Raw genomic sequence first — 16635 nt, 5'->3', positions numbered from 1 at the left:
GAAAAATAGGACGATCCGACCAGACGAACCCGGGTCATACTGCTTGGCTGACAATGCGGCATATCCATGCGCGCGGCCATATGGTATGCTGAATAGGAATATGGATTAGCGTATAGGAGGAGCTTGACTAATGATTACTACGGAATCAAAAGCCTATGAAGGCCTCTATCAAGGAGAGAAAGCGGTATGGCTCTCCTACGGCCGGTATGAGGCCGCTGTACTTCCCGAGATCGGCGGCAATTTGATCGCTTTCCGCGATAAGGAGAAGGGGTACCGGTTTCTTCACGAGCCGGCAGAAGAAGAGATGGAATCGTTTAAGGAAAAGCCGATCATCCACGGCATCCCCGTGCTTTTTCCACCAAACCGTTACGAAGACGGCAAGTTTCCATGGAACGGAGCCTGCTATCAGCTGCCGGTTAACGAACCAAGCACCGGAAACCATCTGCACGGCTTCCTTCACAACATTCCTTGGACGGTAGAGCAATACGCCGCTGACGAATATGCAAGCCGGATTACGCTTGTCCAGCAAGTTCGCGAAGGACATCCCGTGTACCGTTATCTTCCGCATGAATTTACGATCAAGCTAAGCTATGTCTTGAGCGACCTGGGCCTGCAGCAGCATATTGTGGTCCGTAACGACGGCACGGATACGATGCCTTGCCTGTTGGCGTTTCATACCTCCATCAACGCTCCGTTCGCCCCTGGCAGCACGGCGGCTGACTACAAGTTCACTATGACTACCGGAAAACGCTGGGAGTTGAACGACAGAATGCTGCCGACCGGTCAGTTCCAGCCTCTCAAGCCGGAGGAGGAGCTGATGAAATCGACCGGGATCTCCCCGTTCTTCGAGCCGATGGATAACCATTATACATCGGAGCCGCAAAACGGACGCAACCGGATGGAGCTGACGGATACCCGTCTTCAAGTCACTCTCGTATATGACGTCGGTACCGCCTTCAAACATTGGATGATATGGAATAACAATGCGACCGAAGGATTTTTCTGCCCCGAGCCGCAGATCAACTTGGTGAACGCGCCTTCCGTCTCCCTGCCTGCCGAGCAGATCGGTCTCCTGTCGCTTGCGCCAGGCGAAATTTGGGAGGAAACGGGCCGCCTTTACTTCATCGAACGGAAAAACTGACAGCGCTGACGCAACAGTCAGCGAAAGTCCCACCGTTTTTTCGGACATACAAATAAAAAGAAGGGGGTTTGAACTTAGGTTCGTCCGCCCTTCTTTTTTTATACAAATTTGACATCGATTTCATAAAAATGTTCGTCCCGGTCCTGCTTCCTCATATGTAACTGCATGATTCCAGCCTTGTAGACCGCCTTGCAGTCGGAAGGGACCACCGGATGAGACAAACGGATCAGCTGCAGGTGTTGACCTTCCGCCCCTTCCAGCTTGACTTGATTCGACGCTACGTGAATTCTCATGTTTTTGGCTTGATTGACGTCGGGAATATGGATTTTCATAATGATCGCTTGATGCGTCTCCACAAGCTCCGTATCATATTGACGCGCAGCCGTCCCTTCCGGTACGGTCTGCTTCAGAACGCTCTGTACGTATTTTTCGACCCAGGTTGTACTGTCTTTATGGTCATGCAGCGGAAAGGGGGTCGTTCCGGCAAAATATTTCTGGAATTGCTCCCAATCTACACCGGAAAACGGGTTCCTGTTGTCATTCATCACAGCTCCTCCTTTTCCTGAAGACTGCCTATACGCTCGCGGTCGGCTGATCGATCAAGTCCGCATCCAGCACGTTGTTAATGTTGGCTCCGTTCAGCGTATTGACTACGTTCCCGGTGTTGCCGCCGCCTTGCCCAGATACCGCCTTGGAGCTTGATACCGGCGAAATGCTCAAGGTATCTCCGAAATTGACGGTCCCGGAGTTGCTGTTAATATTTACGGATTGCACAATTGACGGCAAAACGCATCCCTCCCATCCGATGGACGGCTTCTCGCTGCCCACCTGCTATTCAGTCGGTGCGGGCTCTTCTCTTAGTAGATGCCGGATGTGCTTGATCCGTGTCTCGGATCTTAGTCTTTCGCTGGAGCCGACATGCACTACCGCCGATCCCGATATGATAAATACATGAATATGGTCTACGGAAATGAGAGGACACGTGTTGATCCGGTTTATACGAATCGGTTCATGAACTATAGGAACGGCGAGTGCTCTCGAGAATAAGCTGTAGTCCTGGAAATCCATTTCGCTCTGCAAAAAAACCGCTCGCTCCCGCTGTACGGCTATCGTATTGTTAAAGGGCGCGATGTCCTTGGAATCGCCGATTTCCATAGCTGTCGCCGATCCCAGCGTCGTGATGTTGATCGTACCTACTCTAGATATTCTAGCGTCCATACCGCTGCCCTCCCGATACCCCGGTTTACTCGCTCGTTACTCCAACGATGACCTCCTCCGGAGGCGTTTCGAATGCGCTGACCAAAACTACGGTATCGATATCTCCTACCATCAATGTCGACGATGTGCTCAGGTAAGTAATATCGATCCGGCATACTTTGATTTCACCGTTAATCACATCGAAATCCATCAGGTCCCGTTCCCGTCCTTTCTGGGGAGATTTTTGATAAACGCTTCGAACGTCTTCTCAATGTCCCGCTTTACTTCCTCGATGATAGGCTGCTGCATGCTTGCCACTTGCTCCGCATTGGCCGGGCGCGTCTTCAGCTTGCTCATATAGTAGCGGATCCGCTTATCGATCTGCTTCTTCACGTCATTGACGATAAAGCTCCTGTAAGGATCATCCAGCGGATATTCATATTCAGCTTCAAAAGCTTTCAGCGCATGAAAGGCTTCGCCGCGCAAGTAATCGTGAATCTGCTCCTGTATGGAATTGTACATGAGCGGGTCCGGCTGCTCCGCAGGCCCGGTTGTCACGGAAGGAGCATCTACGGATTGTCCTACCGACATCTCGTCAATGCTGGAATCCGATCCGTTCGGATTAATACCGATGTTCAACGTACCTTCCAGCTTCTCGACCTTTAACAGATCGAAGTGGTATTCGTTGCGGATGACGGGCGGCTGCGGCTGCGGCTGCGGCGGCTGCTGTTTGTCGTCGTTCGATTGCTTCAGCTGGTTCATCTCCTGGATCAAGCCGTCCAGCTTGCTGTTCAACTGCTGGATTTGTTGATTTTGATATTGTAAATAGTCATTCACTTGTTGGAGGAAACGCAGCAACTCCGGACTCATGTACATATATCAATCAACCTTTCGCTACAAAGTCTGCTGGATATCTAGGCGGTAGGCTCTGTTAAAGGAATAAACGGGATAAAAGAAAACTCCGCCTGAGGCGCGGGCCCCTTGAATCCCCCCGTATTAAACAGCTGGGATAAGGGCTTGATGATTCCGGCGCTGCCGATTTGCAATACCGATGAGTTCGAAATGCCGTCAACCCGTATCGAATGAATGACGATATTCTGCTGAATAAACAAATTCAAGTCTCATCAGCCTCCTTCACGGTAGTTCGATATGGCGGTCCGACCGTCATTTGATCGTACGCTGTCGATCCATATACGTTGATGACGCTTGGCGCGTTAGTGACGTTCAACCTTTTGCCCGTATTGAAAGAACCGCCGCCGGCATAGGTTTTACTGTACGTAGTAGGTGAAATGATGCCTACATCCCCGATATTGAACACACCGCTGACGGTGATAACATTTACAGCACCAACAATAGCCGGCATGGCATAACATCCCTTTTTATGAAAATGTGCTTACTATACTTTATGACGGGCATTTGCATGTATTCATACTACCCGTTGTCCATCCGCTGCAAAAAACATAATTTATGCCCCTTCCGCGTACGATAGTGTAGATTCCCATGCGAAATGACCGAATCAGGAGGGTGAGACTATGAGGATGACGGTAAACAATAAGTGCATACAGGTGGGGGAACTCGTTATTGAAGGCGTCGGCAGCTCCTCGCTCGTTCTGGTCGGGGATGCCAATGTGATCACCAGCTCATCTTACTTCGATACGCCTGCCAGCTCCTTTGTTCAAAGCCTCGAGGTGCCGCTACCGCCGGAAAATGAAACTCCTTAAGCACCGGAGCGCAGACTCCACTTTTTTGAAAAAAGCAGCTGCCACGCTGTAATTCAAGGCAAGACGCAATGAATCCGTTCATTCGTCTTGTCTTTTTTTCCATCCCCCCCTTAGAGAAGCCGTAAAATGGAGATATTGGAAGAATACCCGGTATCAGCTTGCCGTAGTCGGGGTACTGCTCAGAATATAGCCCTTTCAGAAAGGAAAGCCCGGGTGAATTATTTAGGCTGCCGAAGTATAATTGGTAGTCGTGACATACTATTTCCTTAGCACATGAAGCGTTAGGGAATAACCGGCGATGAACCAACATTAAAAAATCAGGATGTGGTACCTATTGAAAGACCGACGATTGCTAACAGATTATCTTAAGGCGCATTGGTTTTTTTATGTGCTGGCCATTTTATTCATCACCGTAGCGAATATTACGCAGTCCTACTATCCGAAAGTGCTCGGAAATTTCACGGACCAGCTGCAAACGGACGGCATCACACCGGAAATCATCAAGGATTACAGCCTGCAGCTGCTGGCGATCGGCCTCGTGTTCGGCATTCTTGTCGGAAGCGGACAGTACACGGTTATGCGGTTGGGACGCCGATTTGAATTTTTCACCCGCAGAAAACTGTTCCAGCATTTTACGACGCTGAGTGAAAATTACTACTCCAAGCACGGTGTCGGCCGGCTGCTCAGCTATGTTATGAACGATGTAACGAGTGTCAGGGAGTCCATCTCGATCGGTTTGAACCAGACGACGAACGCCGTCATTCTCATCATTTCCGTTATTTTCATGATGTACATCAGCAATATTCCATTGTATTTGATCTTAACGAGTATTATCCCTCTGATTGCCATTCCGTTTGTCGTCGTCTATTTCGGCCCGGTTATTCGCAAACGGTCCATGAAGGTTCAGGAATCGCTGGCCAAAATGACCGAAAGTGCGGAAGAGCAGTTCGGCGGCATCCGAGTGACCAAAAAGTTCGCTGTAGAAAACATTATGCGCAACCGGTTCGGCAAAACCGTCGATCAAATCATTGAAAATCAGGTGAGTCTGGTACGGATGTCTTCCCTGTTCCAAGCAACACTGCCGTTTCTCGGGGCGCTGTCTCTGATCGTATCCATCCTGTACGGAGGCTACTTGACGATTCAAAATGAAATTACGCTCGGTAATTTCGTCTCGCTTACGCTGTACCTGCGCATGATGGTGAACCCGCTTCAGCAAATTGGCAACGTTATCAACACGATGCAGCGTTCGCGGGCTTCGCTCGAGCGAATCAACAACCTGCTCGGCATTGAGCCGGACATTCAGGAATACGCCGAATCCAAGCCGCTCAAGGTGAATAACGCAGGGATTCGCATGGAAGGTTTAACGTTTGCATACCCGGATTCGTCCAAGGATGCGCTGCATGATATTAATCTGACAATACAGCCAGGCAAGACCGTAGGTATCATCGGAAAAACGGGCAGCGGCAAAACGACGCTCGTCAAGCTGCTGCTGCGGATTTACGATCCTCCGGAAGGAACGATTAAGATCGGCAACGAGGATATTCGCCATATTACGCTGGAGAGCCTGCGCAGCGATGTTGCCTATGTGCCTCAGGACGGCTTCCTGTTCAGCACGACGATCCGCGACAATATCGCGTTTCATAACCGAAGCTTGCCGTTCGAGCCGATTGCCACGGCTTCCAAGCAAGCGCAAATTCACGACAACATTATGGAATTCCCCGACCAGTTCGAGACGAAGCTCGGCGAACGCGGAGTTACGCTCTCAGGCGGGCAAAGACAAAGAACGAGCCTCGCGCGAGGCCTGATCAAGAACGCTCCGATACTTATTCTCGATGACAGCGTCAGTGCCGTCGACGCGGTAACGGAGACACAAATTATCGAGAACCTGCGGCTGACCCGCAAAAATAAAACAACGATTATCATCGCGCATCGGATCAGCGCCATCAAGCATGCGGATGAAATTATCGTCATGGACGAGGGACATATCGTACAACGAGGAACTCACCATCAATTGATGGCGGAGGAAGGAATTTACGCTACCCTTTATTCCATACAGGAGGAGGGAACCCGATATGCCGAAGGAAGCCGCTAATTCGAAGCTGGGCGAAGAAATCAGCAGCTCCTATCATGTCAGCAAGGAAGACAGAAAGGCCGCCTTTCGCTCTACGCTGGCTTATGCCAAGCCGCACCGCTGGAAATTCTTACTGATCTTTTGCTGTACCATGCTCGTTATCGCGGCCGATTTGCTGCAGCCGTATCTGGTAAAAATCGCTATCGACGATAATTTGCTGATCGGCAAGAACGATTTCGGCGGTCTGGTCCTCATCTGCGGCGTATATCTGGTGCTGTCGCTCATAAGCCTTGCCTTTACGTATATTCAGAACAATTTGCTGCAGTTGACGGGCCAAAGCATTGTCGGCCGCATACGGAAGGAATTGTTCGAGCACATCTCCAAGCTTTCGATGCCGTTCTTTGACCGGTTCCAAAGCGGCAGTCTCGTAACCCACGTATCCAGCGATACGGAGTCGCTCAACCAGTTTTTCACGCAAGTGTTCCTAAGCCTTGTGCGCGACGGGATGACGCTTATCTTCATTATCGCGCTGATGTTTCATCTTGATCCCACGTTAGCGGGCTACAGCATGATTTTGCTCCCGATCATTGCGATCATCGCCATCGGCTTCCGTTCCTACATGCGCAAAACGTATCAGATTACACGCACCCAGCTGTCCCGGCTCGTCGCATTCGTAGCGGAGAACCTGGCGGGGATGAATCTGATTCAGGCGTTTCACCAGCAAGAGGAGCAGGATAAGCGCTTCACCGAGCAAAACACGCGGTATTACAAAGCGAACCTGAGAGAAGTGCGTACCAACGTATTGTTCAACCGTTCGTTCGATATTTTGGGCAACTTGTCCGTAGCGTTCCTGACCTATATCGGCGGTATGGCCGTCTTCAACCACACGGTTGAATTCGGTGTGCTGTATGCATTCATCACGTATATCCGCCAGTTTTTCCAGCCGATCAACTCCATTACGCAGCAATGGAACACGCTTCAATCGGCCACCGTTTCGATGGACCGGCTGTACCGGATCTTTTCGATCAAGCCGGATATTACCGATGCGGACAAACCGGCTGCAGTCCGTTTGCCGGATGTACAAGGAAAGATCGATTACAACCATGTGCAGTTCGGCTATCAGGAAGGAATCCCGGTCATTAAAGATCTCGACCTGCACATCCGTCCGGGCGAGATGATCGGGATCGTCGGTACGACGGGAGCCGGCAAAAGCTCTCTGATGAGTCTGCTCTGCCGTTTTTACGAGGTCAACAAAGGCAGCATTCTCATCGACGGCATCGATGTCCGCGATATCCCGCAGGAGACGCTGCACCGGATGATCGGCCTCGTTCAGCAGGAGCCTTTCCTCTACTCCGGCAGCATTATCGATAACGTTCGGCTGTTCGACCAAACCATCAGCCGCGAGCAGGTCATCGAAGCCTGTACGTTCGTCGGCGCCGACCCGCTCATTCAGCGTCTGAAGGACGGGTACGATACGAAGCTCTCGGAGCGGGGAAGCGGCTTGTCCGCCGGCGAACGCCAGCTGATCTCCTTCGCTCGGATCGTCGTATTCCAGCCGAAGATCCTTATTCTCGACGAGGCGACGGCGAATCTCGATTCTCATACGGAGCAGCTCGTACAGAACGCGCTGCAGGTCGTATCCGCAGGCAGAACGACCCTTGTCATCGCCCACCGGCTGTCGACCATCATGCAGGCGGACCGCATCCTCGTGATGAAGCATGGCGAAATCGTCGAGGAAGGCAACCATACGCAGCTGCTGGAGAAGCAAGGCTACTACGATCAGCTGTACCGCCATTCGCAAGGGAAGCAGGCTACAGGCACAATATAGTAAACAGCTTCGCTTGCGGATAAATCCCGTGAAAAGAACAACGCCCCTATCCAGGCTCCCAGCCTGTGTCGGGGCGTTTCGTTATTGTGGCTACAGCCGTGCCGCTGCCGCTTCCTTCATGAAATCCACTATTGGCTGCGGCTCTTCCAGACTGTGCGGGTGGTGCCCGACGCCGGGCTTCACGATCGTACGGATCGTACCGCCCAGCTGCTTCACGCGCTCTTCCAGCAGTGCCCCGTTCTCCGAGAACGGCACCGCCGCGTCCTGGTCCCCGGCCACGACCAGAATCGGGATGCCGGCACGAACGAGCGCCTCCGCATGATCCAACGGATTACCGCGGAACGACGCCGCCGTCTGCTCGTTCAGCCCGTACACGGCCAGGCATTCCTCCCACTGCTGCGGCGCCCCGCTGCCGCTTCCAAGGCCTGCCGGCCAGCTGCGGATATCGAGCACCGGCGCGTCCAGGTAAAGCGCCAGCACGCTCCCGGGATGCGCAGCCGCATACTGCACGGCGTACAAGCCTCCGCGGCTGAAGCCGAACAACGCCGCTTTCGGCGCCAGGCCGAACCGCTCCTTCACCTGAGCCTGGAAGCGGTCCATCAGCTCCACGGCTCCCGGGCAGCCGTACATGTGGCTGAGCCGGCAGTACGCAATGTGCCAGCCCTGCTCCAGCAGAGCCATATCGGCATAGGAGAACGCGTCAAAAAACTCCGTCCGCCACACCCAAGGGCGGCCTGCCGCGGCTTTATCCGGAGCAATGACGATGCACTCCCTCCCGCTCACGAAAAAGTCGGTCCGCTCGTGCCCCTTCCATTGCGACGTCTTGGCAACGCCTGCAGTTTCCGGCGCCAAACGCCGGATATGCTTGTCCAGCTCGGCTGCCTGCCTCATAGCTTCGTCCAGCGGCAGCGCTTCGGCTTTGTTCTCGTTCGTATGGCCTACATGCTCCTTCCAGGCGGCGCTCAGCATGCGATGACGTTTCATCACGAGCGCGAACCATTCGGGAAGCTCGCTGTCAGGAAGCTTCGCATGATCGGGAACCTGCTCCAGCGTCACATTGAACAGGCGGCCCAGCAGCGCCTTGGCCATGACCCAATGGCCTCGCGCGTTCGGATGAATGCCGTCTCCCGAACGATAGTCGGGACTCTCCGCCCGAGCCTTCTGGATATCGGCGAATAAAGGATCATGGATATTGACTACCGCATCGACGGTATCTCCGAGAGACAAGCACCAGTTGGCATAGTGCTTAAGAACATCGTTATACTCAGTATAGGGCTGCTTCCAGCTGTAAGTAATTTCTGCTGCCGGTTCGGCGGCTTGGTCTTCGTTGTTCCCTGCTGCTGCTTTGCACAGCTTATCGTACGGCGGAGGCGTCACGACAATCGCTTTCGCACCCGCCTGCTTCACCAGCCCTATCAGCTTCATCATCCCGTTGCGGTAAGCCGCGAACCGGTCCTCTGACAATGGATGGTAGATCCCATCGTTCATTCCGTAGCACATGACGACCCAATCCGGCTTGCTTTCGCTTAGCGCTCTCTCGATCCGGTCGTGCACGCACGGCCTTGGAAACGGATGCTCCGGCTCGCTGAGGCCGGAAGCGGTTTCACTGCTGACCCCGAGATTGATGAAATTCAACTCGCGATCCGGCATATGCTGTACGAAATAAGCATACATAAATGCGATATAGCGCCCGTTATCGGTTATGCTGTCCCCCAGAAAAGCAACGGTCAGCGGGCTCGGCACCGCTGCGTCTTTTTGAAACATAGTCCCCATCTGCAGTTCCTCCCCATTATGATTCCTTTTGGTATTATAGCATGTTTAACGTGAACAATAACCAAAAAATACCTCGCGAAGTGAAGCTTTTCCTTCGAAATCAGTCCGAATCTAAAGCCGGTGCAATCGTTGTAACTTTTTGTCATAAGCGGGGAGGATTTCATCATACGCTGGAAGAAATACTACCTGTAGCGAACTTTCGGAGGGAGGCATTCGGATGAGCAATGCAAGAGCTCTTCTTCTTGTAACGGGCATTTTGGAAGGCATACTGGGGATTCCTTTTTTAGGCGGTATCATCATTCTGAGCTTGTCTTACGCACCTCTGTTTATTATGTTCGTCCTTCATATCATTACGCTGCTCCTTGCTTTGCGGGAGAACAAGGACCGCCACGGAAGCATTGCCGGCATCGTCACGTCAGCAATCGGATGGATTCCTTTTGTAGGCATGATCCTTCATATCATTACCGCCATTTTGCTATTATTAAGCTATTTCAAGCATGAGAACGTATATCCCCGCCGCAAGCTGCGATAAAAGAACTATATCCCGCTTACTGCCTTGGACTGCCCCAGACAGCGATGTCGGAGACAGTCCTTTTGGCGTTTGCGGCGAGTCTGCGCTTGCTACGTTAGAAACCGCTTCACCGTTTCGGCAAATGTATCCTTCTCGGAATAGCCGTGATATAGACGGGTCGAGACTTTGACGGCATCCCCGAAAAAGAACCGCTCATACAAGCTTTGCCGGCCGGCAAAGGAGCTCGAGCTCATTTCCCATGCGAGCCGGAACAGGCCTACTCTATCTTTGGCGCTGATGTCGATGCCTCGTAAATATCGGCCGATCTCGTCCGCCACATCCGACCGGAAGTCGTCTTCGCCGGGTATCATGACGAGACCGCTTGCACCAAGCAGCTGAACGATCTCCAGCATGCGGGGATACAGCTTTGGAAACAAATAGCTGGCCGCAGACAGCGGCTTCGCATCCGGCAGCATCGTTCCCCACCGGTCCAATTGCGCATTGGCTTCGGAAGCGGTGAGCAGAGCCTTGAGCGTTTCCAGCGTTGCGATGACCTCCGCCGCTTTTTCTATTACCTGCGTATACGTACGCAATCCGAGCGATTGAATGATGGATTCGACCGTTCCGAGCAAAAATTCGGTCTTGGCGATATTGCGGCAAAGCACCTGATGACCGGCATGCATGTGAAAATGACTCTCCTCGATGAAACGGACCGCCATATGCTCGTCGCCGTACAGTAATACCCGCTCATGCGGAACGAGGACATGATCCAGAACGACCAGCGTATCCATTTCCTCATACCGGGAGCTCAAAGGAAAATCAAATGCCGACGCTCCCGAGACGAAGCTTTCCCTGCATATAAACTTCACTCCCGGCAGATCGTGAGGAATCGCGATGGCGAAGGCGTGAGGATTCTCCTCGTAAATCGATGGCAGCGGCGGAGGGAAAATAAGGATTTCCTCTGCCGTAACCCCTTGCGTCGCCAGCAAAAACGCACCGCTCACAACAAGGCCGTCCTTGGTCTTCTCTATAACGCGCGGCGCGTCGGGCTCTTCCAACGTCTTCATGAGCGTGCTCAATCTTGCCGTATGAGGAACAATAAACGCATGAGACAGCGTAATGTCGTTCTCACGGCAGTATTCGTAGTACGCTTTCATGTTCTCGGCATAGGTCGGATGCAGTTCATTCAACAAGCCGGCAGCCGAACCGAACGCCATCATCCCCGTGTTCATATAATCCGGGGCGCGGCCCAAAAAACCATGGTGCGCTTCCGCCCACACCTTCATCATGCTCCTCCGTCTCTCCAGGTCCGAGCGGTTTGCCGGCTGCAGGAAAGATAGCCCTACCGGCTCTCCGGTCGTTGGCGATTCGTAGGTCATGACGGACCGCAGCTCTTCCCGGCTCTGCATATCGTACAGTTCCGCCTGGGTAGAGATCAGACCTGCAAATGCGGGGTGGCTCGGAATAGGTACGTTTACTTTTTCCCCGTGAATCCAGACGCTTGCGTTGGAACGTTTGAGGCGATCGATATACTGCTCTCCGTTTTTGATCGGCATAGATCTACCTCCCTATGGTTTTTGTATAGTTTACGTTACTCGGGAAAGATGGCTATGGGACAAACGCTGATTTATGTCCTTTCGGCATGTCCCTCTTTATTTTCCAGCGCAAATACCGGCTGTTTTTGCAGCCGGTTGTGCTTTCGGAGAGCCCTTATTGGTCGACAAATTCACCATTTACATACGGTGGGAATATCTCTCGGAGGAGCGTTAGCGTCCGCCTTTGAAATCCGTGAAAATACCAATAATTCCAATCCAATTCACGGGTTTCAACAGCGGCTGGAGGGAGATATCCCACCGGGAGTATACTGGGGAATTCAAGTTCCTCGAAGGGGTAATCGAAAAAACACCGGTTGCCTATCCAGCCGGTGTTTCCTCTCTTACCATTCCTTGCGTGTCAGCAGCGAAGACAGGAAGGTTAACGCCAGTCCTTGTCCCCAGCCCTGCACTCTTTTGTAAGGAACGCCCTTGTAGCCTTCCGCATCCCTCATGACGGCCGTGCCCGCCGATACGCCTCTTACCGAGCCGTCCTCATCTATGCGGCCTAGGATGCCTTGAATCGATTTGTTCACGTATTTATTGTACATTTTGCCGCTCCCGATAAACGCCGCCGCAATGCCCGCCGATCCGGAGGTTTCCGTGTAAGAGTCCGGATCGTTCAGCACGGTATGCCACAGCCCGGAATCCGCCTGCAGCCTCACCAGCGCGGCCAGCTGATCGCGAAGCGAGCCTTCGATAATCATGAACGACGGATGGGTGACGTGGATCAATTTCAAGGCTCTTGCCATCGTAATCGCTGCCCAAGAATTGCCGCGCGCCCAATATATGCCTGACATATGGTTCTGAGCCAGGTTGTCCCAGCCATGGTAGTACAAATTCGTTACCGGATCCTGCAAAAACTCCTCATGACCGTGGTACTGCTTGATACCGTCCTCCAAATAATCGGTGCGGTTCAGCAGCGTGCCGATCCGGACGAGGAAGTAACCGGCCATGAACATCGTGTCGACCCAAGCCTGCTCAGGGAAGTTGTAATCCTCCGAGTTGACCGTATGCTGGAAAATACCGTCCGCGAACCGTTCCGCGTCGTTCATAAGGAAATCGGCCATTTGCACCGCGAAGTCGATATACTTCTCTTCCCCTGTTGCCTTGTACAAGGTAAGCAGCGAATGCCCAATGGATACCGCATTGACCGTCAGCTTCGGCAGGCCGTCCTCCAGCTGCTCGTCCACCCAGGCTTTGAGCATGTCCAAATATTCTTGCTTGCCCGTCGCCTCGTAAGCTTCCGTTACGCCGTAGAAGGCTACGCCGCCCGGCCAGTCCCAGTTAAAATCCATTTGAAACGTCCGGTGTACGACCCGGTCGATTGCGCTGCGAATTTCCTGTTCATCATATAGTAATGCCGGCATGTCCATGACCCCTCCCGAGATGATGGAGCCTGTTGTGCAGGCCCCTGATTTTATAGTTATAACAGCCGTTTCCGTTATCCTTTTAAGCCGCTGGTGCTGATGCCTTCGACGATAAACTTTTGGAAAATAAAGAATACGATAACGATCGGCAAGAGCGACAGCGTCGACATGGCGAACATCCCGCCCCAGTTATTGATCGAATCTCCGTCGAGGAACAGCTTGAGCGCAAGCGATACCGGATAGAGCGAAGGTTTATTCAAGTACAGCAGCGGATTAATGAAGTCGTCCCATTTCCAGTAAAATTGGAAGATCGTAGCCGTAACAAGCGAAGGAACGATCATCGGAACGATAATCCGGAAAAAGATCGAGTATTTGTTACATCCGTCCATTTTGGCCGCTTCATCCATTTCCGGCGGTATCGTGCGGATGAACTGCATAATGAGAAAGATGAAGAAAGGAACTCCGAAAAAGCTCGGGACGATAATCGGCTTGAACGAAGACAGCCATTCCAGCTTCGCGAACATCACGTACTGCGGGATCACCGTAACGTCGTGCGGCAGCATCATCGTCATCATGACACAGCTGAACCAGAAGCCTTTTCCTTTGAACGGAATCCGGGCCAGGCCGTAGGCGACGAGCGCGGAAGAAACTACGGCGCCGATGGTAGAGAAAATAACGATAATGAACGAGTTTTTGAAAAAGGTGCCGAACGTATTGCCCGCGAACCCTTTCCACCCGGTCACGTAGTTAATGAACTCCAACCGGCTCGGGATGAGGCTGTAGGCTTGGGAAAAAATTTCATCGTTAGGCTTCAAGGAGCTGACCGCCAGCCAAAGGATCGGATAAATCATCAAGAGCGCCAGCAAGCCGACAACGAGATGATATAGAAAAGGTTGAAAGCGTCGAGCTGTGGACGGCATGTTATTTCTCTCCTTTCGACTCGTAATGTACCCAGAAGTTCGCCGATTTGAAGATGGCGAGCGTAATGACACCGATAATGATCAGCATGATCCATGCCATCGCGGACGCATAACCCATTTCGAAGAATACGAAAGCTCTCCGGTACAAATACAAGGAATACAACAGCGTGTTGTCAAGCGGTCCGCCTTCCCCGCGGGAAATGATGTAGGCCGGGGTAAAGGTCATGAATGCTGAGATCGTTTGCATGATCAGGTTGAACAGGATGATCGGGCTGAGCAGCGGCAAGGTGATTTTGAAGAACTTGTAAAATCCGTTCGCACCGTCCACGCTAGCCGCTTCGTAGAGCGATGCGGGAATATTTTTCAGCCCCGCCAGGAAAATAAGCATCGAGGATCCGAACTGCCATACCGACAAGGCGATCAGCGTCCACAACGCGGTACCGGGACTACCGATCCACGAGGTCTCCGTATGAATTCCGATGACGCCGAGGAACGAGTTCAGGAGCCCTTTATCGCCGAAAATTTGCGTCCACATGATGGAGACTGCCACGCTGCCCCCAATCAGGGAAGGCAGATAATAAGCGGAACGGTACACGCCGATCCCGCGGGCAGCCTTATTCAGCAGCATCGCAACGATTAAGGCGAAGCCGAGCCGAAGAGGTACGCTCGCGAATACGTAGGTGAACGTAACTTGAAACGATTTCCATATTTTATCGTCTTCCGTAAATATCCGTTGATAATTGTCGAAGCCTATCCATCTAGGCGCCTCCATCAAGTTATACTCCGTAAAAGAGTAATACAAGGATGACAGGATTGGATACAAAGTGAAAATGAGAAAACCGATGATAAACGGAGCGGTAAACACGTATCCGACCACATTGTCGTTGTCCCGCAGCTTCATGGAATTCAACCCCTATGCTAGTAAATTTGCTGTAGTGAGCATGGCCTGTTGCTTCTATATCCTTCATTATAAAGACTCCGGTGCGGATTAAGAATTCAAAAAACCGTTCATTTTGTTTAAAAAACAGACCTCGATTCAAGCCAAAATCGTATATAGGTCCACAAAAAAACAGACCCGAACGGCTCCATCAATGGAGCTGTCCAGGTCCGTTCTGTACGATCTAAACAATAAATTACTTTTTGTTTTTCGCCAAGATCGCGTTCGCGTCCTTACGGAATTTCGCAGCCGCGTCTTCTACGGAAATTTTCTTGTACAAAATTTGCTCGCTCAAATCCTTCAACAGCTTCTCTACTTCAATGGAACCGACTGGGTTCGGAGGATCCATCGGGCTGCTGTTCTTCTCTGCCCATGCCACATAGTCGAATACTTTCACTTCGGCAGGAGACAGCGACGGCTTCAGAGCATCCTGTACCTTGGAAGAGATAGGTACTCCGCGCTCGCCTTTAATAATTTGGTTCGCTTCGATATCGTTAACGAAGAAGTTAATGAATTTAACCGCTTCTTCCTTCTGCTTCGAGCTTTTCGCTACGGAGAAGCCCATGCTTGGCTTCAGGAACAAGCCTTTGTTGGCGTTCGGGCCAGGAATCGGAATCAATTCCGTCGGACGTTTCGCCGCTGCAGACCAAGCTACGTATTGGTTAGACCATGCGAAGCTGCCCACCGCGTTGCCCAATACCATTTCGTCGTCTTCCGGCGTAAACTTCTTCTGAGCCAGCTTATCCAAGCTCAGCAGATAGCCTGCGTCGTACCATTTCTGATAACGCTTGTAGTATTCGATAAATGCTTTATCATCGGTGTAGCCAAGGCTAGTACCGTCTGCGCTGTACATTTTTTGGTCGATCGTGCGCAAATAATAAGGGAAGTACACATCGTAGCGCAGGTAGTCTGCAAGCAATTTGCCGTTCGATTTCAGCTTCCCGGCCAGTGCTTCCATGTCGTCCCATGTCCAGGTTTTAGCCGGCATAGTCGCCCCTGCTTTGGTAACGATATCCGGGTCTACCGTAGCGCCGAGAGCATTGACCCCGAGCGGAATTTGATACAGCTTGCCGTCGTATTCCCCGCTCTTCAGAGTATTCGCGTTCACAGCCGAAGTATCCAGCTTCCCGTTGGTCGTGTAAGGGCGAAGATCCTCCAGCTGACCTCTGCCGCCGAACTGGCTGATGTAGGACATATCCATTTGAATAATATCCGGCAAGCCGTTCGCTGCAGCCTGAGGAGCCAGCTTCTTCCAGTAGTCATCGAACGAAGCGTATTCGGCTTCAATTTTCACGTTCGGATTTTTCTTTTGGTACAGCTCGATTACTTTCAAAGTATAGTCATGTCTTGCCTGACCGCCCCACCACGCAATGCGCAGTGTTACCGGGTCCTTGCTGCCGGAAGCGGCGGAATCCGCTTGCTTGGATGTATCTCCTCCGGAAGCTGCATTCCCTCCACAGCCTGCGGCAGTTAAAACGACGGACAGCGAGAGCAATATTGGCAACGCTTTCTTCATCTCTATTTCCTCCCCTGATGGTTCGTGGTTACATAGCTATTATCTCGTGTAAGGATCA

18 protein-coding genes are annotated in these 16635 nt (G+C 52.1%); 5 read left to right on the top strand and 13 right to left on the bottom strand.

Features of this window, described 5'->3' with window-relative positions; all coding sequences use genetic code 11:
• The first annotated feature begins 130 nt into the window (after positions 1–130).
• A complete protein-coding gene (locus DVH26_RS13530; protein ID WP_239634207.1) occupies positions 131–1141 on the top strand; it encodes an aldose 1-epimerase in 1011 nt (336 codons plus the stop codon).
• Between the two features lie 98 nt (positions 1142–1239).
• Here DVH26_RS13530 and DVH26_RS13525 read toward each other — a convergent pair whose 3' ends face one another.
• The 7 genes from DVH26_RS13525 to DVH26_RS13495 are packed head-to-tail and all read right to left on the bottom strand — an operon-like array spanning position 1240 to position 3701.
• Positions 1240–1686, bottom strand: coding sequence for a CS domain-containing protein (locus DVH26_RS13525; protein WP_239634206.1), 447 nt, complete (start codon positions 1684–1686; stop codon positions 1240–1242).
• A gap of 28 nt (positions 1687–1714) precedes the next feature.
• Entirely contained in the window at positions 1715–1927 is a 213-nt protein-coding gene (locus tag DVH26_RS13520; RefSeq protein WP_239634205.1) for a spore germination protein, read from the bottom strand.
• Positions 1928–1972: 45 nt separating this feature from the next.
• A complete protein-coding gene (locus DVH26_RS13515; protein WP_239634204.1) occupies positions 1973–2359 on the bottom strand; it encodes a spore germination protein GerPE in 387 nt (128 codons plus the stop codon).
• Between the two features lie 25 nt (positions 2360–2384).
• A complete protein-coding gene (locus tag DVH26_RS13510) occupies positions 2385–2549 on the bottom strand; it encodes a spore gernimation protein GerPD (protein ID WP_239634203.1) in 165 nt (54 codons plus the stop codon).
• Positions 2549–3214, bottom strand: coding sequence for a spore germination protein GerPC (gene gerPC / locus DVH26_RS13505; RefSeq protein WP_239634202.1), 666 nt, complete (start codon positions 3212–3214; stop codon positions 2549–2551). The genes DVH26_RS13510 and gerPC overlap by 1 nt, the downstream gene beginning before the upstream one ends.
• 38 nt (positions 3215–3252) lie before the next feature.
• Entirely contained in the window at positions 3253–3456 is a 204-nt protein-coding gene (locus DVH26_RS13500; RefSeq protein WP_239634201.1) for a spore germination protein GerPB, read from the bottom strand.
• On the bottom strand, positions 3453–3701 hold the full coding sequence (locus DVH26_RS13495) for a spore germination protein (protein WP_239634200.1): 249 nt from the start codon (positions 3699–3701) through the stop codon (positions 3453–3455). Before DVH26_RS13495 ends, DVH26_RS13500 begins: the two co-directional genes overlap by 4 nt.
• Before the next feature lie 169 nt (positions 3702–3870).
• Between DVH26_RS13495 and DVH26_RS13490 the strand changes: the two genes are divergently transcribed.
• From DVH26_RS13490 to DVH26_RS13480, 3 genes are all read left to right on the top strand, one after another.
• A complete protein-coding gene (locus DVH26_RS13490; protein WP_239634199.1) occupies positions 3871–4059 on the top strand; it encodes a spore gernimation protein GerPD in 189 nt (62 codons plus the stop codon).
• A 334-nt stretch (positions 4060–4393) separates the two neighbouring features.
• The gene (locus DVH26_RS13485; RefSeq protein WP_239634198.1) at positions 4394–6151 is read left to right on the top strand and encodes an ABC transporter ATP-binding protein; all 1758 of its coding nucleotides are present in this window, start codon (positions 4394–4396) and stop codon (positions 6149–6151) included.
• Entirely contained in the window at positions 6132–7958 is a 1827-nt protein-coding gene (locus DVH26_RS13480; RefSeq protein ID WP_239634197.1) for an ABC transporter ATP-binding protein, read from the top strand. The genes DVH26_RS13485 and DVH26_RS13480 overlap by 20 nt, the downstream gene beginning before the upstream one ends.
• 90 nt (positions 7959–8048) lie before the next feature.
• On the opposite strand, the gene DVH26_RS13475 is transcribed toward DVH26_RS13480, so the two are convergent.
• The gene (locus tag DVH26_RS13475; RefSeq protein ID WP_239634196.1) at positions 8049–9731 is read right to left on the bottom strand and encodes a GDSL-type esterase/lipase family protein; all 1683 of its coding nucleotides are present in this window, start codon (positions 9729–9731) and stop codon (positions 8049–8051) included.
• A 217-nt stretch (positions 9732–9948) separates the two neighbouring features.
• Here DVH26_RS13475 and DVH26_RS13470 point away from each other — a divergent pair, with 217 nt between their 5' ends.
• Positions 9949–10263, top strand: coding sequence for a hypothetical protein (locus DVH26_RS13470; RefSeq protein WP_239634195.1), 315 nt, complete (start codon positions 9949–9951; stop codon positions 10261–10263).
• Positions 10264–10352: 89 nt separating this feature from the next.
• Here the strand turns inward: DVH26_RS13470 and hpaB are convergent, their stop codons facing one another.
• From hpaB to DVH26_RS13445, 5 genes are all read right to left on the bottom strand, one after another.
• Positions 10353–11798: a 4-hydroxyphenylacetate 3-monooxygenase, oxygenase component gene (gene hpaB / locus DVH26_RS13465; protein ID WP_239634194.1), complete on the bottom strand. Its 1446-nt coding sequence runs from the start codon at positions 11796–11798 to the stop codon at positions 10353–10355.
• A 380-nt stretch (positions 11799–12178) separates the two neighbouring features.
• Positions 12179–13204, bottom strand: a complete 1026-nt coding sequence (locus DVH26_RS13460; protein WP_239634193.1) for a glycoside hydrolase family 88/105 protein — start codon at positions 13202–13204, stop codon at positions 12179–12181.
• Between the two features lie 74 nt (positions 13205–13278).
• Complete coding sequence (locus tag DVH26_RS13455; protein ID WP_239634192.1) at positions 13279–14124, bottom strand: carbohydrate ABC transporter permease; 846 nt, start codon at positions 14122–14124, stop codon at positions 13279–13281.
• Position 14125: 1 nt separating this feature from the next.
• Positions 14126–15025, bottom strand: coding sequence for a carbohydrate ABC transporter permease (locus tag DVH26_RS13450; protein WP_239634191.1), 900 nt, complete (start codon positions 15023–15025; stop codon positions 14126–14128).
• A gap of 232 nt (positions 15026–15257) precedes the next feature.
• Positions 15258–16577 carry an ABC transporter substrate-binding protein gene (locus DVH26_RS13445; RefSeq protein WP_239634190.1) on the bottom strand — a complete coding sequence of 440 codons (1320 nt, stop codon included), beginning with the start codon at positions 16575–16577 and terminating at the stop codon, positions 15258–15260.
• Between the last annotated feature and the right edge of the window lie 58 nt (positions 16578–16635).

Origin of the sequence: Paenibacillus sp. H1-7, assembly GCF_022354825.1 — a bacterium.
Lineage (GTDB): Bacteria > Bacillota > Bacilli > Paenibacillales > NBRC-103111 > Paenibacillus_S.
Note: the sequence above shows the minus strand (reverse complement) of the source record. Positions and strands in the feature narration are given on the sequence as shown.